Source organism: Novosphingobium rhizosphaerae, assembly GCF_050920675.1.
Taxonomy (GTDB): Bacteria; Pseudomonadota; Alphaproteobacteria; order Sphingomonadales; family Sphingomonadaceae; genus Novosphingobium; species Novosphingobium rhizosphaerae.
The window spans coordinates 1,872,363-1,897,227 of record NZ_CP137861.1; the positions used below are offsets into that span (position 1 = coordinate 1,872,363).

Here is a 24,865-nt window from a genome sequence, read left to right on the forward strand (position 1 = left end):
GTGTTCGCGCCTAAGGAAGTTGCCCTGATGATCGCCAAGAGCCGCCGTCTCTCGCTTGCCAAGGCCGTGATCGGCACCACTGTGCTGGCAGCTGCCCTGGCCGGCTGCGCCAAGAACAAGGGCGAACTGGTGGTGGAAGATGGCGTCGGCGTGACGGCGCTGCGCACGGCCTGCCCGCTGGTGGAAATCCCGGAAATGACGGGCGACGTCACGCTGTTCAGCGCGCCCGGCCGCACCGATTCGCAAGGTATCGACCTGGTCGCCTCGATCACCAACTTGCGTTCCACCTGCGCGGAAGGCACCGATCCGGTGAACAGCGAGGCCACGTTCGACGTCCTCGCCCGCCGCACCGACACGCGCGGCGCCCGCCATGTCGAACTGCCCTATTTCTCGGTGGTGATGCGCGGCGGCACGGCCGTGGTGGCCAAGCGCCTGGGCACCGTGGCCCTGGACTTTGCCGATGGCCAGGACCGCGCCACGGGCCACGCCAAGGCCGCCGCCAGTGTCGATCGCGCCGCTGCCAGCCTGCCCGACGACGTGCGTCGCCGCCTGTCGCGCAAGCGCCGCGCGGGCGAGGCCGATGCCGCCGTCGATCCGCTCTCGCTGCCCGAAGTGAAGAAGGCTATCGCTTCGGCCACTTTCGAGCATCTCATCGGCTTCCAGCTCAGCGCCGCCCAGCTGGAATACAACGCGCGCCGTTGAGGCGTTTGCTGGTGCTGGCATAAAAGTCCCCTCCTCTTCGGAGGAGGGGTGGGGGCGGTGCAACCTGGCGCCGCAACCTCAGCGCGAACCCAGCCCGCGCAACGAAACGCTGAACAGGAACGAGTTGCCGGCCGTGGCGTCACCCGTCGTCACGTAATCGCGCTTCCACGTCACTGACAGGTCGAAGCAATCGTCGGTATAGGCAACGCCCACGCGGTGGCGCAGCATCTGGAACCCGTCCGATCCATAAGTCGGATCGTCGGCCTTGGTGGTGAGGTTGACCACGCCCGAGGCGAAGACCGAGAAGTAATGGGCAAAGCCCACGCGCGCGGCAGCGCGCAGTTCTTCGCGATCGCGCAGATCCTCGAACGTGATCGGAATGTTCCGGTTCAGCCGCAGATAGCCGATTTCGGCATAGGTGCGATGATCGCCGATCGTCGCGTCGATCTCGTTGCGGCGCAGGACGAAGTTGTCCTTGTCCAGGCGATAGCGATGCGTGAACTGGATGATGTCCTTGATGCGCAGGTCGGTGCGGCCGACGATATCGGACAGGCGATCCGACAGGCCGGTGCCCGGCGGCAGCAGGCTCTGCTCTTCCGACAGGCGATAGCTTTGCCCAACGGTCGATGAAATGCGCCAGCCCGGCCGGGTCAGCTGCCAGTCAAAGCCATAGGTCACGCGCACGCCGTCTTCATAGCGGTCATAGCCGTTGAACCGGTTGAGCGAGAACAGGTTGGATTCGTCAAGGTCTGCCGCGCGCGAATCCTCGTTGGGGATCGAGGTGTTGCGCACGTGGGGCGTGGCCACCAGTTGCACGCGCGGGGTCAGCACCTGGCTGCCGCCGAACAGGGCGCCCACCAACGGCCATTTCACGTCGATCGCGGCCGTCGCGATGCCGCGCGCCTGCCACCCGGCCACGCCGCGGTAAAGGTCCACCGTGGTCAGGGCATTGGCATCGCTGTGATAGACATCGCCGCGCACCAGCGCGGTAAACGTCACTTCCTGGCCCATGCGGGTGATCGTGCGCAGGTCCCACTGCGCGCGGGCAAAGGCGCGCTGGGTATCCTGGCCCGCGGACCGGCTGATCGCCAGGGTATTGGCTTCCAGTTCCAGATGGCCGCCGATGCCCGGCGTGGCGATGCGATAGCGCCAGTCGAGCGCGGGCAGCGCGATCGGCACCTGGCCCTGCTCGTCGCCCACGCGCAGCGTCTGCACCGCCCAGCCGGCCAGGCTGAAATAGCTGTCGTCGCCAATGCGCTCAAGGTTGATCGAGGAACGCAGCCGGTCATCGCGGCTGATGTCATAGCGGCGCAGGAACGTGCGGTCGCTGGCATAGCGGCCATACGCGGTCAGGCTCCAGTTCTCGTCGAACTGCAGCTTGCCATTGGCTTCCAGGTAGCCGCGCCATTGGCTGGTGCCCACGCCCGAACCGGCATCGATCGCAGAATAGACCGGAATGGCCGAGGACCGCGTGAGATAGCCGGTGATCTGGAACGCCCCGATCCCGGTCAACTGGCGATAGGTGCCCGACAGCATCGGCAAGGCGCCGGTATAGACATGGCCGGTCACCGACAGGTCCTTGTTATCGGCGATGCGCCAATAGAACGTGTCGGCAAATTCCACCCCGTTGGCGGCGGTGGAGCGGATATCGGGGATCAGCAGGCCGGTTTCGGCGCGAAAATCGCTGGTATGCGCAAGGCCCGGCAGGGGCAGCAGCGGAATGCCGAAGACACGCAGGGTCGCGCCGGAATAGCGCACCTTCTTGGTCTTCTCGTTCCACGTCACCTTGACGGCGGTGACTTCCCAGCTTGGCTTCTTGGGGCAGCCTTCCTCGTTTTCCACCGCGCAGCCCGAAAACGCAGCGTCGTGCAAGGTGAGGTTGCCATTGCCGTCGCGCGTGCCCTCGCGTGCGGCCAGGCGCCCGCCTTCGCGCAGCACCACCAGCAGGTCCTGCATGGCGCCGGCTTTCAACTCGTCGGTCAGCTCCACCTTGTCGGTGTAAAGCACGTTGCCGCCTTCATCGACGGCGCGAATATTGCCCTGCGCCTCGATCTTGCCGGTCTTGCGGTTCCATGTCACGGCGTCGGCGCGTACGGTCTGCTCGTCGCGCCGCAGCACGACATTGCCGGTCGCGGTCACCACGTCGGGATCGCTGGCATATTGCAGCTTGTCTGCCTCGAACCGCACTTCATCGCTTTGGGCGGTATCGGCCGATGTTCCCGTGCCGGTACCGGCGTCAGGCGCGGCGGCTGGCGGCGTGCCCGCAGGGGCATCTTGCGCCTGCGCCGGCAAAGCCCAAACGCTTGCGCCAAGCCCCATGGCCCCGGCCAGCAAGGCACTGCGGGCGCTGCCAAGCGGCAGGCAACGGGAAAAATGGCGCCGATTTCGAGCAAGGAAGGGGGCGGAAAGCGGCTTAGCGGGGGACATGCGGTTGCCTATCGCATTGGTCGGTCTTAACTGCAAACCCACAATTGCAGCCGGGTTTCCCTTGCGGGCAACCTGTTGCCGCTTTCGGACAGGAGTTTGATGATGAACATCGTATTTGCCCCCAGCCGAACCGATCTGCCGCGCCTGGTGGGGCGGATCGTGGGCGAGGGGCCGCTGCCCGAAGGCACGCCCGCCCTGGTGGCAGAGGCCGCCGCCGCCGCGCGCTTTGCCGGCAAGCCTGGCCAGACGTTCGAAGCTTTCGTCGCCGGCCAGGCCGGCCTGTCACGCCTGGCCTTTGCCGGGGCGGGTGACCTGTCGGCCGCAGGCCGCCGCGCCGCGCTCGAGCGGGCAGCCGGAGCGCTCGTCGCCAAGTACCTCACGTCGGGTGAGGAAGCGCTGGCGATCGACTTTGCCGACAGCGGCCTTTCGGCCCAGGACGCGGCCGCCGTGCTGCTCGCCGCGCGGCTGCGCTCGTGGCAGTACCTGGTCTATCGCACCCGTCTGAAGGACGAGCAGAAGCCCTCGCTCAAGACGATCGTGGCCCTGTCCGCGCCGGAAGGCACGGAAAGCGTGTGGGACATCGAAAGCGCCGTGGCCGAAGGGGTGGAATTCACCCGCGAGCTGGTCACCGAGCCGGCCAACGTGATCTATCCCGAAAGCTTCGTCGCCCGCTGCCAGGAGCGCCTGGCCGGCACCGGCGTGGAAATCGTCGTGCTCGATGAAAAGCAGATGGCCGAGCTGGGCATGGGCGCGCTGCTGGGCGTGGCGCAGGGCTCGGTCAAGACGCCGCGCCTGCTCGCCATGCGCTGGAAGGGCAAGGCCGGTGCCCGTCCCACCGCGTTTGTCGGCAAAGGCGTGTGCTTTGACACCGGCGGGATCAGCATCAAGCCCGCCGCCGGGATGGAAGACATGAAGTGGGACATGGGCGGGGCAGCCGCCGTTGCCGGCACCATGCTCACCCTGGCACGGCGCAAGGCAGAAGCCGACGTGATCGGCGTGTGCGGCCTGGTGGAAAACATGCCCGACGGCAATGCCCAGCGCCCCGGTGACGTGGTCACGAGCATGAACGGCCAGACGATCGAAGTGATCAACACCGACGCCGAAGGCCGCCTCGTGCTGTGCGATGCGCTGACCTGGGTGCAGAAGGAATACCAGCCGGCCACGATCGTGGACCTGGCCACCCTGACCGGCGCGATCATCATTTCGCTGGGTCACGAGCACGCCGGGATGTTTGCCAACGACGATCTGCTGGCAAGCCAGCTCGATGCCGCGGGCAAGGCCTGTGGCGACACGCTGTGGCGCATGCCGATCGGCCCGGCCTATGACAAGCTGATCGACAGCCCGATTGCCGACATGAAGAACGTTGGGCCGCGTTATGGCGGGTCGATCACGGCGGCGCAGTTCCTCGCGCGCTTCATCGACAAGGGCGTGGCCTGGGCGCACCTCGACATCGCCGGCACGGTGTGGATCGACAAGGCCGGCGCCACGCACGACAAGGGCGCCACCGGCTTTGGCGTGCGCCTGCTCGACCGCTACGTGCGCGACGTGCTGGAAGCCTGAACCCATGCCCAGGATGCGGCGCAAGTCTGACCTGCCAAGCAAGACCTGCGCCGCATGCGGCCTGCCGTTCACCTGGCGCAAGAAATGGGAGCGGGACTGGGACAATGTGAAGTATTGTTCCGACCGCTGCCGGCGCGCAAAGGGCGGGGCGGGGGCGGTCTAGGCCGCCAATAACCCGCAACGCCATGCGCAAAAAGGAAAAACCATGCGCGTCGATTTCTACCAGTTGTCCCGCGATCCGGCCGAACTGGTCGTGCCGCTGATCGCGCGCAACACGCTGGGCGCGGGGGAGCGGCTGCTCGTGGTTTCGGAAGACGATGCGCAACTCGACCGCATCGGCGAGGCGTTGTGGACGCGTCTGCCCGATACGTTCCTGGCCAATGGCCGCGCCGGGGGCGCGCACGATGCGCGCCAGCCGATCCTGCTCTCCACGGAGGTTGAGCCGGCCAATGGCGCGCAGTTCGTGGCGCTGGCCGATGGCGGCTGGCGCGAGAGCGAAGCGGCGCGCGTGTTCCTGCTGTTCCCGCCTGATCGCATCGACGAAGCGCGCGCCACCTGGCGCCTGCTGGGCACGCGCGAGGGGGTAGAGCGCAAGTATTGGCGCCAGGATGGCGGCAAGTGGCGCGAAGGACCGTAAGTTTTGCCCCGCGCCTTGCGGATGCAGCCCATTCCGGCTAGGGGCGCGCCCAAAGCAACGCCCACCTTTGCAAGGAATGCAACCATGGCGGTTACCCGCACCTTTTCGATCATCAAGCCCGATGCCACCCGCCGCAACCTGACCGGCGCGGTCACCAAGATGCTGGAAGAAGCCGGCCTGCGCGTCGTCGCGTCCAAGCGCATCCAGATGACCCAGGAACAGGCCGAAGGCTTCTATGGCGTGCACCGCGAACGCCCGTTCTTCGGTGACCTGGTCTCGTTCATGACCAGCGGCCCCGTGGTCGTCCAGGTCCTGGAAGGCGAAGACGCCGTGAAGCGCAACCGCGACATCATGGGCGCCACCAACCCGGCCAATGCCGATGCCGGCACGATCCGCAAGGAACTGGCCGAATCGATCGAAGCCAACACCGTCCACGGCTCGGACTCGGAAGAAAACGCCGCGATCGAAATCGCGTTCTTCTTCAAGCCCGAAGAAATCGTCGGCTAACCAGCCGATCCTCCCCCTCGCAAAGAGGGGGGCCGCCGCGCCGCGGTGGTGGAGGGGGCAAGACCCCAAGCAAAAAACCTCCCGCCGTTGGGTCGGGAGGTTTTTTGTTGTCACAGCAGCGGGCTCATCATCGCCAGCAGGTTGCGCCACAGCCGTTTGACCAGCGGCGTGCGCGCCGCCATGTCCGGGGTGATCGCTCTGCTCTGCGCCAGCCATTCGCGTTGCTGCGCGGCCAGGGCGCGGGCGAGGTCGGCGTCGGCGAACAGGATGTTGTTTTCGAAATTCAGCTCGAAACTGCGCCGGTCCAGGTTGGCCGAGCCAATGATGCCGGCACTGTCATCGGCCACCATGGTCTTGGCGTGGAGCAGGCCGGGCTCGAACTCAAAGATCGCGACGCCCGCCTCCAGCAACGAGGGGTAGGAACTGCGGCTGGCCGCGGCCACGAAGCGGCTATCATTGCGGCGCGGCACGATCAGCGTCACGGCCACGCCGCGCCGGCCGGCGCTGACCAGGGCAGACAGCACTTGTTCGCCCGGCACGAAATAGGGCGTGGTGATCGTCAGGCTGCGCCGCGCGGCATGGATCAGCGCGGCAAAGCAGGCGTTCATCGCGCCATAGGCCACGGTCGGCCCCGTGCCGATGGCCTGGGCCACGATCCCGTCCGTGCCAGGGGGCAGGGGGGCTGCGAGCAGGGCCGACAGATCGTCGCCTCCTTCGGCCATCCAGTCTGCGGCAAACAGGAACTGCCACTGCCGCGCGATCGGGCCTTCCCAGCGGGTCATCACGTCAACCCAGGGGGCAAAGCGCGGCTTGATGCGAAATTCGGGATCGGCGGCGTTCTGGCTGCCGCACCAGGCGATGGCGTTGTCCACGATCAGCGCCTTGCGGTGGTTGCGCAAGTCCACCCGCCCACGGATCAGGGTCCAGGCGAGGTTGCCCACTGGCAGTGCCTCGCGCGCGTCCACACCCGCGCTGCGCATGGCTTGCCAATGGGCCGAGCGCAGGAAGCGTCGCGAACCCAGGGCATCGGCCAGCACGCGCACCGCCACGCCGCGCTGGCCGGCGCGGATCAGCGCCTGTGCCAGGGCGGCGCCGCTGTCATCGTCCAGCCAGATATAGAAGCACACGTGCACGCTGGCCTGTGCGGCATCGATATCGGCGATCATCCCGGCAATCGCGGCGCGATTGTCGGCCGCCAGCGTGGCGCTGTTGCCGGTGGTGGCGGAAAGCCCGTTGACCGCCGCGGCCAAGGCAAAGGATGGTTGCCACGGGGTGGCCGCAACGGTGGCCGGCCCGGCCGGATCGGCCGGCGGGCGCGGCAGGGCGGCTTCCACGGCCAGGCCATGCAGCCTTCGGCGGCGGATCAGGCGGGTATCGCCCCACAGGATATAGGCGGGAATGCCCAGGCCGGGCAGCACCATGACCACCACCAGCCAGGCCAGGCGCGAGGCCGGATCGCGGTGCGGCCGCAGCACCACCCGCAAGAGCGTGGCCGCCTCGGCCAGGGTGGCCAAGGCCAGGAAGATCCAGTGGTAAATGGTCACGGCGGGCTTCGTCCCACCCCCGCGCCGGTTTGTCTAGGCCGCAAGTCCTTGGCGGCCATACCACAATGCCAGCATGCGCCAGATCGCCGCCACGGCCAGGAGGCCGAGCAGGATCGGCACTCGAAAGCCGGCGCCCGCTTCGAGCAGGCCGGCCGCGATCAGGCAGGCGAGCGAGCAGCCCAGGTCCCACCCGCCTTCGGTGGCCATGTTGAAGCGCAGCGTGCACGAGGATGCGCGCGCCATGGCATAGAGCGGGGCAAGCATGGCGGTGGCCGCCATCGGGGTGACCAATGCGCCCAACGCCGTCGCGCCCACGGCGGCGAGCGGCGTGGCAAAGGCCAGGGCCTTGGCCGCAAGCGCCAGGATCGCTGCGCCATAGGCCAGCGCCAGCGAATGCAGCGGCCGCCCGCCATCGATCAGGTGGCCGATCAGCAGGCTGCCTGCCGCCGCGGCCACGCCGGCCACGGCTATCGCCCCGCCAAAAGCGTCGAAGTGCTCACCCAGGGTAACAAACAGCGCCAGGTTCCAGATCACCGTGGCGCAGCCGGCATGAAACCCTTCGGACAGATAGAGCCGCCGGGCAAAGACCGTCAGCGGCCGGTCCAGCGTGGCCTCGCGCGCTACACCCGGATTGGGCGCGCCGATCAACGGCAGCACGGCCGCCAGTTGCACCAGCGCGATCGCGCCAAAGCCGATCAACGGGCCGGCGCGGGCGATCAGCAGCCCGCCCACCAGCGGTGCAACGATGCCCACCACCGCAGTAGTGGCCTGCTGGATCGAAACCTGCCGCCCACCCCGCGCACCATCGGCGAGCGCGGAAACAAAGCTGTGCCAGCCGGTCCAATAGAGCACGCTGCCCAGCCCGGTGACCACGATGAACAAGGCCAGCATTCCTGCCGCGGGCACGGGCCCGGCGCCCGGCACGAAAGGTAGCAGCAGGAAGCTCGCCGCCCGCACCAGCACGCCGATCAACACCACGGTGCGCAAACCCGCGCGCCAGGCGAGCGGCAGGACCAGCCCACGCAGGGCAAAGCGCGCGAGCAGCGTGCCGGCAAAGGCGGCCAGCGCCATGCCATGGGAAAAGCCCTGCGCCACCAGGAAGCCGGCGATGAACAGCCCGCCGCTCGATTCAACAAACGATTGCAGTCCCACGTGCAGATAGACGCGGCGCATCGGATCGGCGGCCACGGTGCTTAGAACTCCAGCATCGCGGCGAGGCGGCGCGGCGCGACCGCGGCCCAGCTGCGCTGCAGCCAGGCGGCGATGTCGTCCCAGTCCACGTCGCCTTGATCGAGCCGGATGGCGATCCAGCCATCGCCGAAATAGGCGGGGCGATAAAACCGCGCGGGGTCGTTCTCGATCAGTTGCGCCTGTTCTTCCACGCCGCTGATCTTCACCAGCAGGGCCACGCGCCCATCGCCATGATGGTTGCCGCTGACATAGGCGAACTTCTTGCCCTTGATCACGCCAAAGCAGGCCATGCCATGGCTCGAAACTTCGTCGGCCTCGGGCAAGGCCATGGCCCGCTCGCGCACTTGCCGGGTCAGCCAGTCGGCGCTGGTTTCGCGGCTGACGAGCTGTTCCAGGCAGCGCGAATAGAGCTGGTGTTCGGCAAACAGCACGCGCGCGGCCAGCGTCTCGGGCGTGTCGCCCGGCAGGATCGCCACGCGCGTCTGCCCCAGGATCGGCCCATCGTCCAGCTCGGGGGTGACCAGGTGCACGGTGCAGCCACCGTGGCTGTCCCCGGCGGCAATCGCGCGTTCGTGGGTGTGCAGCCCCTTGTAGAGCGGCAGCAGCGAGGGGTGGATATTGAGCATGCGCCCTTCCCACCGCGCCACGAATGCGGGCGAAAGGATGCGCATGTAGCCGGCCAACGCGATATAGCGCGCGCCCGCCGCCACGACTTGCGCTTCCATCAGCGCGTCGTGCTCGGCACGGGGCACGCCCTTGTGCGGCAGGGCAAAGGTGGGCACGCCTTCGGCCGCGGCCAGGGCCAGTCCCTTGGCTGCCGGATCGTTGGAAAGCGCCAGCGCGATCTCGTAAGGGCAGTCTGCGGCGCGGCTGGCATAAAGCAGGGCGGCCATGTTGGTGCCGCTGCCCGAAATGAAGACCGCTACCTTTGCCTTGGCCACTTTGTTCAATCCTTAGGCCGATATGTGGGAACTTGGCCCTTCGACAGGCTCAGGGCGAACGGAAGTTGGGGGAATAGCCCCGCCTTATCCACCCCGTTCGGGCTGAGCTTGTCGAAGCCCCCTGCGCAACATTCACCTCAACCGATATGCACCGCTTCCCACGGCTCGCGGGCAGACCAGGCTTCGGCGCTGCCGAACACGGTGCAGCCCTTGTCCCCTTCCACCACCGTGCCGATGGTAAACACGGTTTCGCCCGCCGCGGCCAGATCGGCGGCCAGGCTTTCCGCTTCACCCGCTTCCACCGCCAGCACCATGCCGATGCCGCAGTTGAAGGTGCGCGCCATTTCGCCCGGCTCGATATGGCCCTGCGCCTGCAGGAATGCCATCAGGCGCGGCTGTTCCCAGGCATCGGCATCGATCCGCGCATGCAGGCCCTTGGGCAGCACGCGGGGCACGTTTTCCAGCAACCCGCCGCCGGTGATGTGGGCCAGGGCGTTGATCCGGCCCGAACGGATGAACGGCAGCAGCGTCTTGACGTAGATGCGCGTCGGCTCGATCAGCACGTCGATCAGCAGGCGTTCGTTGTCGAACAGGGCGGGACGATCGAGCTTCCAGCCCTTGTCGGCGGCCAGGCGCCGCACCAGCGAATAGCCGTTGGAATGCACGCCCGACGAGGCGAGGCCGAGCAGCACGTTGCCGGCCGCCACCTTGTCGCCGGTCAGTTGCTCGCCGCGTTCCACCGCGCCCACGCAGAAACCAGCGAGGTCATAGTCGCCATCGGCATACATGCCCGGCATTTCAGCGGTTTCGCCGCCGATCAGTGCACAGCCAGCCAGCTTGCAACCATCGGCAATGCCGGCCACGACTCGCTCTGCCACGCCGTTGTCCAACCGGCCGGTGGCGAAATAATCCAGGAAGAACAGCGGTTCGGCGCCCTGCACGATCAGGTCGTTGACGCACATGGCGACAAGATCGATGCCGATCGCATCGTGGCGGTCATGATCGATCGCCAGCTTGACCTTGGTGCCCACGCCATCGTTGCCGGCCACCAGCAGCGGGTCTTTGTATCCCGCCGCCTTGAGATCGAAAAAGCCGCCGAATCCGCCCAGTTCAGCGTCGGCGCCGGGGCGTGCGGTGGCTTTGGCAAGCGGGCCGATGGCCTTTACCAAGGCGTTGCCGGCGGCGATGTTGACGCCTGCCTGTTCGTAGGAATAGCTCTGGGGCTTGGAAGTGTCGTTGGCCATGATGATCGGCGCCTAGCCGTTTCCGACTTGGATTTCCACTTGCCTTTGGGCAAAAGCGCCCGGCACCCTTTGTCCGGAGTTCCCTTGGCCGTTCTGCGCCTGTCTTTCCCGCCCCGCCTGTCTCGCTCATGGTTGACGCTGGGCGCCGCCGGTGCCGCGACGGCCGCCCTCGCCGTTCTGGTCGGGCCGCAGATCGTGGCGCAGATCGCGGGCGATCGCGGCATCGCGCCCATTGCCAGCACCGGCGATTTCGAAGTGAGCGGGATCGAGGTGAACGTGCAGGGCGCCTCCGCCGCCGATGCCCGCGCCAAGGGATGGCAGGAGGCCGAAAAGCTGGCCTGGCAGAAACTTTGGAAAACCAATGGCCTGGGTGGCGGAGAGGCGCCCGCGCTCGATCCCGCGACGCTGGACGGCATGGTTGCCGCTGTGGTGGTGGAGCAGGAGCAGATCGGCCCGCACCGCTATATCGCGCGGCTGGGCGTCACGTTCGACCGCGCCCGCACCGGTGGATATCTTGGCATGCATGGCCAGGTTGCGCGGTCGGCCCCGCTGCTGATCATTCCCGTGCTTTACGAAGGCGGTGTCGCCTCGGTCTATGAAACGCGCACGCCCTGGCAGCGCGCCTGGGCCGAATTCCACACCGGCGAAAGCGCGATCGACTATGTGCGCCCTAACGGTGGCGGCGCCGATTCGCTGCTGCTGACCGAAGGCCAACTCACCCGCCGCAGCCGCAACTGGTGGCGCCTGGTGCTGGATGAATTCGGCGCGGCCGACGTGATCATGCCGATCGCGCGGCTGACGCGGGAATTTCCCGGCGGGCCGATCCATGGCACGTTCACCGCGCGCCATGGGCCCGACAACCGCTTCATCGGCCAGTTCGAATTGACCGCGCCCAGCGACGACCAGTTGCCGCAGATGCTGGCCGATGCCGTGCATCGCCTGGACGCGCTTTACACCCAGGCCCTGCAGCAAGGGGCACTGGCGCCCGATCCTTCGCTCAACATGGCGCCCCAGCTCGATCCCAAGCTGATCAACCAGATTCTCGATTCGCTGGGCCCGGTGCGCCAGGCCACGCCCGGCGCCGCGCCGGTGGCCGGCGTGCCCGTGCCCGGCGCTCCCGCAGCGGCGCCAGGCGCCGGGGCGCCTGCCACGTTCACCGTGCAGGTGGCGACGGCCGATGGCGCCGCACTCGATGCCGGGCTTGCCGCCGTGCGCGGCGTGGCCGGCGTGCAGGGCGCGGCGACCACCAGCGTGGCGATCGGCGGCACGTCGGTCCTGCGCGTCACGTTTGCCGGCGATCTGGAAGGTTTGGCCGCCGGCCTGCGCGCGCAAGGGTGGAAAGTCACCCAGGGCGCCAACGCGCTATCGATCCGCAAATAGGCGTTTATCCCCGCCAAGATCCCGCGATCCACAGGGTAGCCCCCAGATTCGGCCCCCAAAGCGCAGGATCGCGGTGGTCTTGCCGTTCCCTTCACGTTCCCGTGTTCCTATATGCCACCCATGACAAGCCAGATTGCCCTTCCTCTTTCCCCTGTCCACGGGGCCGAAAACATCGTGGTTGGCCCCTCGTTGCAGCCGGTGATCGATGGCCTGGTTGCGGCCCATGACTGGCCTTATCGCAGCTGCATCCTTTCCGGCCCGGCGCGCTCGGGCAAAAGCCTGCTGGCCCGCTGGTTCGAAAGTTCCGGGCTGGGCGATGCGCTCGATGGCGCCGATCGCCTGCCCGAAGACGATGTGTTCCATGCCTGGAACCGCGCCCAGGCCAGCGGCCGGCCGCTGCTGCTGGTCAACGATGCCGGGCCGGGCCAATGGCGGGTCAAACTGCCCGATCTGGCTTCGCGCCTGGGCGGGTCGATGGCCCTCACCATTTCGCCGCCCGATGAAGAGCTGCTGGTCCAACTGCTTGAAGAGCATGCGGCACGGCGCGGCCTGGCGCTGGGCGATGCGGCGTTGGCGTTCCTGCTGCCCCGGATCGAGCGCAGCCATGCCGCCGCGCAGACCGTGGTCGAAACCATCGACCGCCTCAGCCTGGAGCGCAAGGCACCGGTCACCACCGCGCTGGTGCGTGATGCCCTGGCCCAGGTGCAGGGCCCGGACAAGGTTGAGGATTGACCGATGGTGGCGCGATGAGGAACGTGGCATGATGCTTTCCGGCCTGATCGCCTATCTCGATTCCATCCGCGCCCGCGATCCGGCGCCGCGTTCGCGCTGGGAAATCCTGCTCTACCCCGGTCTTTGGGCCGTGGCGCTGCACCGCGTGGCGCACTGGCTGTTTGAAGGGCGGATGTTTTTCCTGGCGCGGCTGGTCAATCACGTCTCGCGCTTTCTGACCGGGATCGACATCCATCCCGGCGCCACGATCGGCCGGCGGCTGTTCATCGACCATGGCTTTTCCGTGATCGGGGAAACCGCGCAGATCGGTGACGATGTCACGATCTACCAATGCGTTACCCTGGGCGGCACGAACCCGACCAATGGCGTTGCCGGCAAGCGGCATCCCACCCTGGCCGATGGCGTGATCGTGGGGTCTGGCGCGCAGATCCTGGGGCCGATCACCGTCGGCATCGGCGCGCGCGTGGGTGCCAATGCCGTGGTTACCGAAGACGTGGCGCCGGGCACCACGATGGTCGGCTGGAAATCGCGCCCCACCGACGTGCCGATGGCCGATTGGCTGCGCGATTTCCTGCCTTACGGCACGCCCTGCGCGGAGCCGGTTGCAGAGCCGCTTTCGGCCGTCGATGCGGCGCGGATCGCCGTGCTGGAGGCTGAAGTGGCGGCGCTCAAGGCACAAGTGGCAGCGCTGCTGGCCCAGCGCACGGTGACGCCCTGAGCGCGCCCGTCAACGGACCGGGCGATGCGCCGGGGAATGTGGTGCCGCTGGTGCCGGCCATGCGCGCGGCGGCCCAGGTGGCGTTCGACCGGCTGGAACTGCTGCGCATCCTCGATCTTTATGGCCGCATGGTGGCGGCGGGGCTGTGGCGCGACTATGCGATGGATTTCGGCAAGGAAGCGGCCAGTTTCTCCGCCTTTCGGCGCACGGCCGAGCGGCCCACCGCCCGCATCGAAAAGCGTCCCGCCCTGCGCGGACGCCAGGGCATGTGGGCGCTCTATGGCGAAGCGGGCCAGGTTCTCAAGCGCGGGCACGAACTGGCCGGCGTGCTGTCCCCGCTCGAGCGCCGCCTGCTCAAGCTGGTGGAGGACTAGCGCCGTCCTGGGGCTGGCCCCGATGCTGACTATGCTCGCAGCCTGTCAGCAGGCTCCGGTGGCGCGCCAGCGGGCCGAGCATGAACAGCCGGTGCTGCGCGTGCTCTATCGCGATGGACACGACAGCATGCTGCGCACCCTGTCGCGCGACGGGGGGCCCGCGCCCGACGACGAATGCCACGCCGCCTTGCTCATCGACGGGCAGACCGGCGCGGCGCGGCGCCTTTCGCGCGCCGAAGCAGACGCCCGCACGGCAACCATGCAACTGGCTGGGGCCACGCCGGGAACCTGTCCCGGATAGGGAAAGCGCCGGATACCCTGCTTACCAAAGCCTTGCAGCGGGCACGCTATGCCACCTGGTGAAAGGCAGGCATTGCATCGGCCCGCCAGGTTGCAAGGACAAGGGTACGATACATGGCATGGGCAAGCGGGCTGGCGGGCAGGCTGGAAGACAAGTCGATCGATGCGCGGCTCAACATCCAGGCGCGCGCCGCGGTGATTTCCGCCGTCGTCGTGTTTGCCACGATCATCACCAGCTCGTTGTTCGCGCTGGACCGGCAGCGCCAGGCCCACATCTATAGCCAGCAGGCGGTCCGCGCCGCGATGCTCGAGAAAGACTTTACCTCGCTCGCGCGCGACGTGTTCCGCCATGCCGCGATCAACACGGCCGACAGCCGCAAGGATGTCGACGGTAATATTGGCGACATGAAGGATTCGATGGCGGCTGCAAAGGCCGAACTCGATGATTCCGAAGACGCCGTGGTGGATCAGGTGGGCCAGAAGTTCGAAACCTATATCGCCCTGGTCAACCAGGCCTTTGCCAATGGCCAGGTGGACCACGCCACGCTCACGCGGGCCGAGGCGGTGGGAGACGAACTGGACGACACGATCGAGAAGATCCGCAATCCGGTGATCGCCAAGGCCGAGGCCGTGGCCCAGCAGCAGACCATGCTGGCCTGGGTGACCCTGGCCGTGACCGGCGCGATCAGCCTGGTGATCGGCGCATTCTCGTTCCTGCTGGCGCGCCGGGTGCGCGGTTCGATCTCGGGTGAGCTGGGCGAACTGGCCAGCACCATCGCCCGCATCACCCAGGGTCACTACAACACCAGCGTGCCGTTCGACGATCGCCACGACGACATCGGCCAATTGGCCCGCGCCGCGGTGAACCTGCGCGAAACTAGCAAGGCGCGCGAGGAAGCCGATCACGAGATGCGCGAACTGGTCAATGCCATGGTCAGCGCGCTTGATCGCCTGGCGCAGGGTGACCTGACCGTCACGATGCCCCAGGTTTCCCCCGCCTTTGCCAAGCTGCGCACCGATTTCAACGGCGCGGTCAAGGCGCTGCACGATGCGATCAGCTCCGTTTCCATCGCCGCCGCGGCGATCGAGAACGGCGCGCGCGAGATCGACGCGGCCAGCGACGATCTGTCGATCCGGTCCGAAGCGCAGGCGGCCGATCTCAGCGCCGCCTCGGTCAAGCTGGGCGAAGTGACCGTGACCGTGAAGGACACCGCCAACAGCGCCACCGAGGCCGCCGGCGTGGTCAGCACGGCCGTGCGCGAAGCGGGCGAGGGTGGGCAGACCATCCGCGAGGCGGTGGCCGCGATGGGCAACATCGAAAAGGCTTCGGACGAAATCAGCCAGATCATCAGCGTGATCGACGGGATCACGTTCCAGACCAACCTGCTTGCGCTCAACGCCGGGGTAGAAGCCGCGCGCGCTGGCGAAGCGGGCAAGGGCTTTGCCGTGGTGGCCAGCGAAGTGCGCGCCCTGGCGCAGCGTTCTTCCGATGCCGCCAGCCAGATTCGCAGCCTGATCGAATCCTCCGGCCGTGAAGTCTCGGGCGGGGTGCAACTGGTGCGCCGGGCGGGTGAGGCGTTCACCGCGATCGGCCAGCGCATCGCGCAGATTACCGCACTGGTCGAACGCATTCGCGACGGATCGGAAAACCAGTCGGAAAGCCTGGGCACGATCAACGTGGCGGTGAGCGGAATGGATCGCACCACGCAACAGAACGCCGCCATGGTGGAACAAGCCACTGCCGCGGCCAAGAGCCTGGCAACCGAGGCGCGCCAACTTACCGACCTGGTCGACCGGTTCGGCATCGAAAACCGCGCCAGCGCCTATCGCCCGGCCAGCGCGCCGTCACGGCGTGCCGCACCGACCCCCGCTTATAGCGGCAACCTGGCGCTGGCCCATTCCGACGAAGGCTTCAACGAGTTCTGATCGCCTCTGCCGCCAGTTCGCGAATCGGCACATGCGCGCGCATGCGCACGGCCAGCAGGGCGGTCCCGCTGACCTTGCGCTGTACCAGCAGCGTCTGCACCGGCGGCACATGCCAGGCGGCGCGGTCTTCCGCGATCGGGCGGCCGATCGTGCGGAGCTGCTCCACAAAGCGGCGGTCTGAAAAATCCAGCGGGCCGGGCCGCGAAAGGTGCTCCATCAACACTGCGATCATCGCATCGATGCGCGTGCCGTGCCGCTCCAGCAGGGTGGGCGAAACGAATCCCACGTCGAGAATCGCCGCGCGCAGGGCGGTGGGGTCTTCGGCCAGCCCGGCTGCCAGCACTGCGCGATAGGCAGCGGCTGTCTCGGGCGGAACGGCGCGGGCGGCGCCAAAGTCGAGCAGGACCAGCCGTCCGCTGTCGGGTTGCCAGCGATAGTTGGCAAAGTTGGGATCGGTCTGCATGAAGCCGAACACGAACAGTTCGCGTAGCACCAGGTCGAGCAGCGCCGCCAGCATGGCGTCGCGCTGGTCCTGGGCTGCATCGGCCAGCGTGTCGATCGGCCGCCCCGCCACGAAATCCATCGCCAGCACGCGGGTGGTGGTCAGGTCTTCCACCGGCGTGGGCACGACGAAGCGCGGATCATCGGCCAGCAGGTCGCGGTAGCGCCGCATCTGTGCCGCCTCACGCACATAGTCGGCCTCTTCGTGCAACTGGTGCTTGGCCTCGGCCAGCAGAGGCGCGATGTCGAGCGAGGCCGGCAGCAGGTTGGACAGGCGCAGCAGCGTGGCGACATTGTCCACATCGGCATCGATACTGCCGGCAACGCCAGGATATTGCACCTTGATCGCCAGTTCGCGCCCGTCGGGCAGGCGGGCGCGGTGCACTTGGCCGATCGAGGCGGCGGCCAGCGGGCGCGGATCGAAATGGGCAAAGCGGCGGCGCCAATCGGCACCCCATTCCGCGTTCAACACCTTTTGCAGCTGGGTGGGTGGCATATGGTGCGCCGAATCGCGCAGCCGCGCGAGGATCGCGGTCAGTTCAGCCGGCAGCATGTCTCCGGCATCGAGCGAGAGCATCTGCCCCAGCTTCATCGCCGCGCCGCGCAGGCGGGACAATTGCTCCGTCACGCGCAGGGCATTGGCCGGGGTCAGCACCAGGTCGCCCAGTTGCGGGCGTTCGCCCCGCGCCAGGCGCCGCGCGCCCTCGGCCACGACGCCGCCGGCCAGGCCCCCTGCCAATTGGCCAAAGGCCGCCAGCCGGGCCAGCCGCCCGCTGGGCACCTTGCGTCCCGCGCTATCGCTCATGCCAGTTGCTTCAACAACGCGGGAATCTCCTGTTTCAGGGCAAAGAAACCGCGCCGGCAATGCGGCCAGACGGTCTTGTCCCAATGGCGCAGATGCTCGGCCAGCCTAAGGCCGGATGCCTGCAAAGTGGCTCTGATCGTGGGCAATGCATCGGCGAGTGGGCCTGCCGGGATATAACCGGTAACGATCTGGCGGGTTCCGGCCGCTTGCGCCGCTTCGCCCAGGTCGGTCGGGCTGTCGATCCACTGCGCGGGAACCTGCCAGCGATCTGCCGCGCGCGCCAGACCATCGGCGAGGGCGGCGCGGTCGGCTTCGTTTAGCGCATGGCTGCGACAGGCCACGACACCGCGCAGCGGCAGGGCGGCGAAAGTCGCTTCCTGTTCCAGCCCGGCGTCCTCGGGCGTGATCCAGGCCAGCGCGGGCACCGCTGGATCGGGCGGCGTTACCGTGCGCCAGGGCGCGGCCGGAGGCGCGGCGGCTTCGACCGGGATGGTCGCCTGGGTGGCAAGCCCTTGAGGGGCAAAGCGGCCTTCGGTCATCGCAGCGATGCGCGTGCCATCGGCCAGATAGGCCTTGCCCGCGGTGTGCAGCCCCGCCACCCAGCGCCACGATAGCGTGTTGGACGCCGGATCGCCGTCGCGCAGCCGATCCAGCATATGCGCGGCGCCCAGTTCCCAAGGCAGGCCCAGCGTGAAGATCCAGATCGAGGCCACCTGCATCCGCGCCCAGTTGTGCAGGTATCCCGTCTCGCCCAACTCGCCCATCCAGTGGTCGAACGCGTCGATCCCGGTGTGCCCCGCCACGGCATCGCCATGCCGCCCGGCCAGATCGGGATCGCGCAGCAACGCCTGGCGCGCCGCATCGCGCCCAGCCAGATAGCGTGTCCAGATCGCCGGGCGCTGCTCCAGCCAACCTTTCCAGTATGTACGCCAGAACACTTCGCTGATGAAACTGGCCGCTGGCTCTGGTCCGTGTTCGGCCAGGACGGCCTGCACCACCTCGCCTTCGCTGATCGTGCGCCGCCGCAGCGCCGCCGACAGGCGCGAGACGCGATCATGTTGCCCCGGCCCGCAATCGAAATTGCGCCCCATGGCATAGGCGGCGCCCGCCAGCGGCACGAACTGCGCCAGGCGAAAAAGCGCATCGGCGCGGGTGAAGGGAAACGTGGGGGCAGGGGCCATTCCCGGCCTATCGGCGCGAATGCCGGTGCGGGCGAGCCGTCCCTTAGGTCAGGCGAACACTGCTGCGTCGGCCAGCCCATGCTGCGCCGTGTTCACTTCGCGAATCAGCGTGCGTAGCGCCAGCGTGCTTGCGGAAAAAGCGGCCAGCGCCGCGACGGTGACGATCACGGCCACGCCTTTCGCTCCGCCGCCCAGGGTTAGCGTGTCGGCTATCCGAAACAACACCGTACTGACGATCCAGCCGCCCCACCACAAACCCAGTTGCGAAGGGCTGGGCGCGGCAAAGCTGTCGGCCAGGCGGTGACTGTCCACCCAGATTTCGCGCAGCACCTGATAGGGTTTGAACAAATTGGCAATCGGCACCAGGAACCATATCCAGGCCATATGGGGCCCATGGTTCATGGCAATGCCCGCATCATGGAGGTTGGCATTGGCGCGATGGAACCAAATGGCGACCATTATCGCGCACACCGGAAAGGCTGCCAACAGCAACACGGCGAATAGGCCTGCGATGGCTGGGGGCAACCCGACTTCCACCGTGCCAATCGTCAGCACCATCAGGATGGCCGTTGTTGGCAACAGCCACGAAAGCGCCCGCGTCAGTCGATCCAGCCGGAACCGGCCTTGTTCCAATGTCAATTGTGCCATGTGCATCCCCCGCCTTTTCCCACGGGAATAGGCAGGGGTACGCGTGACGGCAAGCGCGATCAGGCGATCTGCTTGACCCAGCCGTGGGTGTCGGCGGCCTCGCCGCGCTGGATCGCCACCAGGCGCTGGCGCAGCTTTTGCGTCAGTTGACCAGGGCCACCCGAGCCGATGACGAATTCGCCATTGTGGTCGGCCACCTTGCCCACCGGGGTGACGACGGCGGCGGTGCCGCAGGCAAAGGTTTCGACCAGCTTGCCCGAGGCGGCGTCGGCGCGCCACTGGTCGAGGCTATAGCGTTCCTCGCGCACGGTCAGGCCTTCCTCGCGCGCCAGGGCGATCAGGCTTTCGCGGGTGATGCCCGGCAGGATCGTGCCCGACAGCGGCGGGGTGAGGATCGAGCCATCGTCGAACGCGAAGAACAGGTTCATGCCCCCCAGTTCCTCGATCCACTTGTGCTCGGCTGCGTCCAGGAACAGCACCTGGTCGTGGCCACGGGCAAAGGCTTCGGCGGTGGGCACCAGGCTGGCGGCATAGTTGCCCCCGCACTTGGCCGCGCCGGTGCCGCCCGGCGCCGCGCGGGTATAGTCGCTCACCCAGATCGACACGGCGGGCGAGCCCGACTTGAAATAGTTGCCGGCCGGGCTGGCGATGACCATGAAGCGATAGGTCTTGGCCGGGCGCACGCCCAGGAACGCTTCGGACGCGAACATGAAGGGACGCAGGTAGAGCGAGCCGCCTTCGACCGTGGGGAACCAGTCGCGGTCGGCCAGAACCAACTGCTCCACGGCTTCCACGAACAGCGTTTCGGGAATTTCGGCCATGGCCAGGCGCCGCGCCGATGCGTTGAAGCGCGCCGCGTTGGCTTCGGGACGGAACAGGGCGATGCCGCCGTCGGCCAGGCGATAGGCCTTGAGCCCTTCGAAGATTTCCTGGGCATAGTGCAGCACGGCTGCCGCCGGATCGAGCGCGATCGGGCCATAGGGCAGGATCTGTGCGTTGTGCCAGCCTTCCGCCTCGGTCCAGTCGATGGACACCATGTGGTCGGAAAACTTGGTGCCGAAGCCGGGGTTGGCCAGTACCTGCGCGCGCACCTCGGCCGCAGCAGGCGCGGGGTGGGGAACGCGGGTAAAGGTCAAAGCAGGCGCGGCGGTGGTCGCCATGGCACAATCATCCTTGCACAAAAGGGAACTGGGCAAAAACAGGAATCGGTGATTCGCCCGTTGAACGATTGTTGCGCCAATGGCAAGGAAAAAGAAATAAATGTGAAGGGCCGCCTCGGCAATCCGAAGCGGCCCTTCGCATGGTCAGCGGCCGGAAGTGCCGCTCACGAAGCCTTTATCACTGTGCTGGAAATCAGTGATAATGCCTCGCGCTGCGGAATGCCGACCTCTCTGCTGAACCATGAGACATCGGATCACCTCCTTTCGCGCTGTTGAGCCAAAGTCGCTGCACGGGGCGTTCCGAACAGCTGGGCCAGGAGGGTTTTCCATCCGCTCACCGGCCTTGTGATCTATGTGCGCAATTGATCGCCAAACAACAAGACTTGCATTCAATTATTTTGCCGTCAAAATCGCTGCTTCGTGCCGGTATCCCGGCGGATTTGAACCGATCTGCCCGGCGGTTTCGCTGCGGCTTTGCGCCCCCAATGTTCGGGCTCGCGTGCCCGCTTGGCAATCAGCGGCAATCTTCCACCACGCGGCCCACTTCGGCCCAGGCCGGCAGGATCAGCGTGGGCAACCCGTTGACTTCCACCATGAAGCGTCCCCGGCTGAAGGCCATGGCATCAAGCAGATTGTCGCGCGCCGGCAGCGTGATCACCAGTGCCGCCGGGCCAGCCGGCGCGGCGCTGAGTGCGCGCTGCTGGCTGGTGGTGGTGATGGCGGCGGGCACGGGCTGCGTGGCGCTGCCCGCGATCGTCAGGGCAACCTGGCCCTGGCGGCATTCCATCGCAAAGACCGGGCCCGCGCCGGCCACGCCGAATTGCGCCTGCCTGGCGGCATAGCGCCAGGTGCCCGGTGTTTGCGGCTGGTCGCGCCAATCGAGCGGCGCGCTGGCCACGGGCGGCGGGGCGGGTTGCGGTGGTGGTGGCGGTGCCTGGCGGACAGGCGCGGGCGGGATCACGGCCTGCGGCGCGCAGGCCGTGGCCAGCGCGGCCAGTACGGCCACGATCAGGGAATTTCGCGGCGGAGAAATGCGCCCTTGCCGGGCGGCGCGGTTGATCTTCATGCCCGGCTTATGGAAGGAAGCGTGCGTGACCACAACCCGAACCCCTTCGCCCGATCCGGCAGCCCGTGCGCAATCGTCGGTCAAGGCCCCGGCCAAGACCAAGCCCGCGCCCAAAACGCGCGTGGACCAGTTGCTGGTGGAGCGTGGCCTAGCCGAAAGCCGCGCCCGCGCGCAGGCGCTGATCCTGGCGGGCCTGGTCTATGTGGGCGAGGCCAAGGTGGCCAAGGCCGGCCAGACCGTGCCTGCCGATGCCGCGCTGGATGTGCGCGGGCGCGATCACCCCTGGGTTTCACGCGGCGGGATCAAGCTCGCCCATGCGATCGACCATTTCGGTCTCGATCCGGCGGGTGTTACGGCAATGGACATCGGCAGCTCCACCGGCGGGTTTACCGACGTGCTGCTGCAAAAGGGCGCGGAGCACGTCTTTGCGGTGGATTCGGGCACCAACCAGCTGGCCTGGAAATTGCGCCAGGACCCGCGTGTCACCGTTCTGGAGCAAACCAGCGCACGCATTCTCACGCCTGCCCACATCGATCGTCCGGCCACCTGGGTGGTGTGCGATGCCAGCTTCATCGCCCTTGCCAAAGTGCTGGAGGTGCCGCTGGCGCTGGCAACCCGGCCCACGCGGCTGGTGGCGCTGATCAAGCCGCAATTCGAAGTGGGCCGGGCCGAAGTGGGCAAGGGCGGCGTGGTGCGCGATCCGGCGCTGCACGCGCGGGTCTGCGGCGAAGTGCGCGAATGGCTGGAAAACGCTGGCTGGGACATCCAGGGGATCGTCGAAAGCCCGATCACCGGGCCCGAAGGCAACGTAGAATTCCTTATATCTGCGTTTCGGAATGAGATTCCCTCGCCAATTGCCTAGAGCCACGACACTTGCCATACCGAACCACGGAGCCGGGTTCACCGGAACCAATTGCTTGAGGCAGACGTAAAACCACACCATGCGTTATCTTGCTTCGCCCGCGCAGCTTCGCGCCAGCCTCGTGCGCTGGTCGCTCTTCACCATCCCCCTGGTGCTGGGGCTCGGCTTCCTGTCGGGCCGGTCGGCCGGCAGCGGGCCAAGCAACCCGTGGTTTGCCGCGCTGGTCAAGCCGGCAACGTTCCCGCCGCCTGCCACGTTCGGCATCGTGTGGAGCGTGCTTTACCTGCTGATGGGGCTGGCTCTGGCGATGATCCTGGCCGCACGCGGCGCGCCCGGGCGGCCCGGCGCCGTGGCGGCCTTCGTGGTGCAACTGCTGCTCAATCTGTCGTGGAGCCCGGTGTTCTTTGCGCTGCACCGCATGATGATCGCCCAGGGCATCATCCTGGCGATGATCCCGCTGGTGGCGCTCACCATCTTCCTGTTCTGGCGGGTGCGCCCGGCCGCGGCCTGGCTGCTGGTGCCCTATCTGGCCTGGATCTGCTTCGCCGCGTTCCTCAATTTCCAGTTCATCCAGCTCAATCCCGATGCCGATGGCGCGGCCGTGCCGCAGTCGACGGTGCATATCGATTTCGGCCAGGGGTAATTGCCCCGAGATAATTGCAGGTGGCGCTTGCGGTTCGCGGGCGCCCACACCATGTAGGCGGCAAGATTTCCAACCCCAGGATGGGCCGCCATGCAGACCGAAAACCCGATGATCGCCGATTTCGTCAAGGTGCTCAACAGCGCCGCGGGCACGCTGGCCGGCCTTGGCCGTGAAGCGGGCGAAACCGCGCGGGAAAAGGCGCGCGAAGTGTTCGGTGGCTTCGACTTCGTCAGCCGCGAGGAATTCGCCGCCGCCAAGGAAATGGCCGCCACCGCGCGCGAAGAAGTCGAAACGCTCAAGGCCCGGATCGCGGCGCTTGAAGCCCGGCTGGCCGGTGACGCACATCCTGCCGGCGAAGGTCAGGGCTGACGGCCCTGTTGCCTGCGTTATGACGCCAGGGTGCGCGCCAGGGTGGCATCGCACTCCAGGCGCCAGGCCAGGCCATCGGGCGCATAGTCCAGCGTCACGTCGGCTTTCAGGCTGCGCGCCGGAATGTGCCGGATCAAGGTGGTGCCAAAGCCGGAGTTCTGCGGCGGCTCCACGCGTGGGCCACCGCGCTCGCGCCATTCCACCACAAAGCGATCGCCGCGCTCTTCCCACCAGAGCCAAACCTGGCCAGTGCCCTGGGAAAGCGCACCGTACTTGAGCGCGTTGGTCGCCAGCTCGTGCAGCGCCATGCCGACGATTTCAGCCGTTCGTGGCGATAGCAGCAGGTCGGGACCACAGACCTTGACCAGGGCCCGGCTGTCGCGGTCCAGGATCGCCAGTTGCGCATCCACCAGTTCGGCCATGGGAATGTGTTGCCAACCGCGCCGCACCAATAGGTCCTGGTTTGCCGAAAGGCTGGCCAGGCGGTTTTCGAAGCGGGCCAGGAAATCGGGATCGCCGCCACCCGATCGGCGGGCCAGCGCCTGAACCACGGCCAGCATGTTTTTGGACCGATGGTTCACTTCCATCAGCAGCAGCCGGATCTGCTCTTCCTTTTCCAGCATTTCCGTTACGTCGGTGTTCGTGCCGAACCAGTTGACGATGTGGCCGGAATGGTCGCGGATCGGCTTGGCCCGTGACAGGAACCAGCGATAGGCGCCATCGCGCCCACGCAAGGGAAAGGTGTCTTCCCATTCGCGTCCGGCGGCCAGGTCGTCGTGGAACTTGGTCATCACGCGATCGACGTGGTCGGGATGGTGCACCGGCACGTGGTTGACCAGCGAATCCGCTTCGGTCAGCCCCGTGTAATCATACCAGCGCTTGTTGAACCAGATCAGGCTGCCATGTGGATCGGTAACCCATGCCAGCTGTGATATGTTGTCGGCCAGCATGCGCAGGCGGTGTTCGCGTTCTGCCAGGGCGGCCTCGGCGGCCTGGCGTTCGCTCACATCGCGCACGATCTTGCTGGCGCCCACCACCGTGCCATCGGCATCCAGGATCGGCGAAATGGTCAGCGAGGCGCAAAACCGCGTGCCGTCCTTGCGCTGGCGAATCGTTTCAAAGGTCTTGACCCGTTCACCGCGCGCGATGCGGGCGATGATGCTGTCTTCTTCAGTCTGGCGATCGGCGGGGATGAGCTTGCGGACCGATTGCCCGATCATCTCGTCCTCGGTGAAACCGAAGATGCGCGTGGCGGCGGGATTCCAGGAAAGCACGATGCCCACCAGCGACTTGCTGATGATGGCATCGTCCGATGATTGAACGATGGCCGAAAGATGGGCTTCCGCCAGCAATGGTACGCTCCGGTCTATAGCCCCGCCCGGCGCACTTGTAAGCGCTTGGCGGAGCAATTCAATGGCCAGATGCGTGCCTTGGGCTGGCGGTTTCG

Annotated in this window: 26 protein-coding genes; 15 read left to right on the top strand and 11 right to left on the bottom strand. The window is 67.0% G+C overall.

Annotated elements, in window-relative coordinates:
• Positions 1 to 27 precede the first annotated feature (27 nt).
• The gene (locus R9J51_RS08520; RefSeq protein ID WP_168554145.1) at positions 28 to 702 is read left to right on the top strand and encodes a hypothetical protein; all 675 of its coding nucleotides are present in this window, start codon (positions 28 to 30) and stop codon (positions 700 to 702) included.
• Between the two features lie 78 nt (positions 703 to 780).
• On the opposite strand, the gene R9J51_RS08525 is transcribed toward R9J51_RS08520, so the two are convergent.
• Positions 781 to 3,021 (bottom strand): LPS-assembly protein LptD, encoded by a 2,241-nt coding sequence (locus R9J51_RS08525; RefSeq protein ID WP_432787944.1) that lies wholly within the window; start codon positions 3,019 to 3,021, stop codon positions 781 to 783.
• A 210-nt stretch (positions 3,022 to 3,231) separates the two neighbouring features.
• Here R9J51_RS08525 and R9J51_RS08530 point away from each other — a divergent pair, with 210 nt between their 5' ends.
• From R9J51_RS08530 to ndk, 4 genes are all read left to right on the top strand, one after another.
• Positions 3,232 to 4,689 (top strand): leucyl aminopeptidase, encoded by a 1,458-nt coding sequence (locus R9J51_RS08530; protein WP_169474882.1) that lies wholly within the window; start codon positions 3,232 to 3,234, stop codon positions 4,687 to 4,689.
• 4 nt (positions 4,690 to 4,693) lie between these two features.
• Positions 4,694 to 4,852, top strand: coding sequence for a DUF2256 domain-containing protein (locus R9J51_RS08535; RefSeq protein WP_179504209.1), 159 nt, complete (start codon positions 4,694 to 4,696; stop codon positions 4,850 to 4,852).
• A gap of 42 nt (positions 4,853 to 4,894) precedes the next feature.
• Positions 4,895 to 5,326 (top strand): DNA polymerase III subunit chi, encoded by a 432-nt coding sequence (locus tag R9J51_RS08540; protein WP_179504210.1) that lies wholly within the window; start codon positions 4,895 to 4,897, stop codon positions 5,324 to 5,326.
• A gap of 84 nt (positions 5,327 to 5,410) precedes the next feature.
• A complete protein-coding gene (gene ndk / locus R9J51_RS08545; RefSeq protein WP_168554149.1) occupies positions 5,411 to 5,833 on the top strand; it encodes a nucleoside-diphosphate kinase in 423 nt (140 codons plus the stop codon).
• Between the two features lie 110 nt (positions 5,834 to 5,943).
• On the opposite strand, the gene cls is transcribed toward ndk, so the two are convergent.
• The 4 genes from cls to purM form a co-directional block, all read right to left on the bottom strand.
• Positions 5,944 to 7,377 (bottom strand): cardiolipin synthase, encoded by a 1,434-nt coding sequence (gene cls, locus R9J51_RS08550; RefSeq protein ID WP_211184793.1) that lies wholly within the window; start codon positions 7,375 to 7,377, stop codon positions 5,944 to 5,946.
• Positions 7,378 to 7,410: 33 nt separating this feature from the next.
• Entirely contained in the window at positions 7,411 to 8,565 is a 1,155-nt protein-coding gene (locus R9J51_RS08555; RefSeq protein WP_432787945.1) for an MFS transporter, read from the bottom strand.
• A 5-nt stretch (positions 8,566 to 8,570) separates the two neighbouring features.
• Entirely contained in the window at positions 8,571 to 9,509 is a 939-nt protein-coding gene (gene purN, locus R9J51_RS08560) for a phosphoribosylglycinamide formyltransferase (protein WP_179504211.1), read from the bottom strand.
• A 137-nt stretch (positions 9,510 to 9,646) separates the two neighbouring features.
• Entirely contained in the window at positions 9,647 to 10,753 is a 1,107-nt protein-coding gene (purM, locus tag R9J51_RS08565) for a phosphoribosylformylglycinamidine cyclo-ligase (protein WP_168554152.1), read from the bottom strand.
• A gap of 84 nt (positions 10,754 to 10,837) precedes the next feature.
• Between purM and R9J51_RS08570 the strand changes: the two genes are divergently transcribed.
• The 6 genes from R9J51_RS08570 to R9J51_RS08595 all read left to right on the top strand — a co-directional run bounded on the left by R9J51_RS08570 (position 10,838) and on the right by R9J51_RS08595 (position 16,183).
• Positions 10,838 to 12,133 carry a heavy-metal-associated domain-containing protein gene (locus R9J51_RS08570; RefSeq protein ID WP_248290234.1) on the top strand — a complete coding sequence of 432 codons (1,296 nt, stop codon included), beginning with the start codon at positions 10,838 to 10,840 and terminating at the stop codon, positions 12,131 to 12,133.
• 120 nt (positions 12,134 to 12,253) lie between these two features.
• Positions 12,254 to 12,865 (top strand): HdaA/DnaA family protein, encoded by a 612-nt coding sequence (locus R9J51_RS08575; protein ID WP_179504212.1) that lies wholly within the window; start codon positions 12,254 to 12,256, stop codon positions 12,863 to 12,865.
• Between the two features lie 31 nt (positions 12,866 to 12,896).
• Entirely contained in the window at positions 12,897 to 13,583 is a 687-nt protein-coding gene (gene epsC, locus R9J51_RS08580) for a serine O-acetyltransferase EpsC (protein WP_179506389.1), read from the top strand.
• Between the two features lie 59 nt (positions 13,584 to 13,642).
• Positions 13,643 to 13,957 carry a DUF2794 domain-containing protein gene (locus R9J51_RS08585; protein WP_169474885.1) on the top strand — a complete coding sequence of 105 codons (315 nt, stop codon included), beginning with the start codon at positions 13,643 to 13,645 and terminating at the stop codon, positions 13,955 to 13,957.
• 22 nt (positions 13,958 to 13,979) lie between these two features.
• The gene (locus tag R9J51_RS08590; protein WP_169473701.1) at positions 13,980 to 14,258 is read left to right on the top strand and encodes a hypothetical protein; all 279 of its coding nucleotides are present in this window, start codon (positions 13,980 to 13,982) and stop codon (positions 14,256 to 14,258) included.
• A gap of 113 nt (positions 14,259 to 14,371) precedes the next feature.
• Positions 14,372 to 16,183, top strand: coding sequence for a methyl-accepting chemotaxis protein (locus R9J51_RS08595; protein WP_179504213.1), 1,812 nt, complete (start codon positions 14,372 to 14,374; stop codon positions 16,181 to 16,183).
• Here R9J51_RS08595 and R9J51_RS08600 read toward each other — a convergent pair.
• From R9J51_RS08600 to R9J51_RS08615, 4 genes are read right to left on the bottom strand one after another with little or no spacing between them, the layout of a single operon-like run.
• Positions 16,170 to 17,489: an ABC1 kinase family protein gene (locus tag R9J51_RS08600; protein WP_169473705.1), complete on the bottom strand. Its 1,320-nt coding sequence runs from the start codon at positions 17,487 to 17,489 to the stop codon at positions 16,170 to 16,172. The genes R9J51_RS08595 and R9J51_RS08600 overlap by 14 nt on opposite strands.
• Positions 17,486 to 18,670 (bottom strand): FAD-binding domain-containing protein, encoded by a 1,185-nt coding sequence (locus R9J51_RS08605; protein ID WP_179504214.1) that lies wholly within the window; start codon positions 18,668 to 18,670, stop codon positions 17,486 to 17,488. Before R9J51_RS08605 ends, R9J51_RS08600 begins: the two co-directional genes overlap by 4 nt.
• Positions 18,671 to 18,718: 48 nt before the next feature.
• A complete protein-coding gene (locus R9J51_RS08610) occupies positions 18,719 to 19,324 on the bottom strand; it encodes a DUF4328 domain-containing protein (protein WP_179504215.1) in 606 nt (201 codons plus the stop codon).
• A gap of 53 nt (positions 19,325 to 19,377) precedes the next feature.
• A complete protein-coding gene (locus R9J51_RS08615; protein WP_179504216.1) occupies positions 19,378 to 20,478 on the bottom strand; it encodes a branched-chain amino acid aminotransferase in 1,101 nt (366 codons plus the stop codon).
• Positions 20,479 to 20,526: 48 nt separating this feature from the next.
• On the opposite strand from R9J51_RS08615, the gene R9J51_RS08620 reads away from it, so the two are divergent.
• Positions 20,527 to 20,754, top strand: a complete 228-nt coding sequence (locus R9J51_RS08620; protein WP_168554160.1) for a hypothetical protein — start codon at positions 20,527 to 20,529, stop codon at positions 20,752 to 20,754.
• Between the two features lie 238 nt (positions 20,755 to 20,992).
• Here the strand turns inward: R9J51_RS08620 and R9J51_RS08625 are convergent, their stop codons facing one another.
• Positions 20,993 to 21,544 carry a hypothetical protein gene (locus R9J51_RS08625; RefSeq protein ID WP_169473710.1) on the bottom strand — a complete coding sequence of 184 codons (552 nt, stop codon included), beginning with the start codon at positions 21,542 to 21,544 and terminating at the stop codon, positions 20,993 to 20,995.
• Between the two features lie 25 nt (positions 21,545 to 21,569).
• On the opposite strand from R9J51_RS08625, the gene R9J51_RS08630 reads away from it, so the two are divergent.
• The 3 genes from R9J51_RS08630 (at position 21,570) to R9J51_RS08640 (ending at position 23,418) form a co-directional block, all read left to right on the top strand.
• A complete protein-coding gene (locus R9J51_RS08630) occupies positions 21,570 to 22,406 on the top strand; it encodes a TlyA family rRNA (cytidine-2'-O)-methyltransferase (RefSeq protein ID WP_168554162.1) in 837 nt (278 codons plus the stop codon).
• Positions 22,407 to 22,485: 79 nt separating this feature from the next.
• On the top strand, positions 22,486 to 23,049 hold the full coding sequence (locus R9J51_RS08635) for a TspO/MBR family protein (protein WP_168554163.1): 564 nt from the start codon (positions 22,486 to 22,488) through the stop codon (positions 23,047 to 23,049).
• Between the two features lie 90 nt (positions 23,050 to 23,139).
• Positions 23,140 to 23,418 carry an accessory factor UbiK family protein gene (locus R9J51_RS08640; RefSeq protein ID WP_168554164.1) on the top strand — a complete coding sequence of 93 codons (279 nt, stop codon included), beginning with the start codon at positions 23,140 to 23,142 and terminating at the stop codon, positions 23,416 to 23,418.
• Between the two features lie 17 nt (positions 23,419 to 23,435).
• Here the strand turns inward: R9J51_RS08640 and R9J51_RS08645 are convergent, their stop codons facing one another.
• Positions 23,436 to 24,770 carry a PAS domain S-box protein gene (locus tag R9J51_RS08645; protein ID WP_179504218.1) on the bottom strand — a complete coding sequence of 445 codons (1,335 nt, stop codon included), beginning with the start codon at positions 24,768 to 24,770 and terminating at the stop codon, positions 23,436 to 23,438.
• Positions 24,771 to 24,865 lie beyond the last annotated feature (95 nt).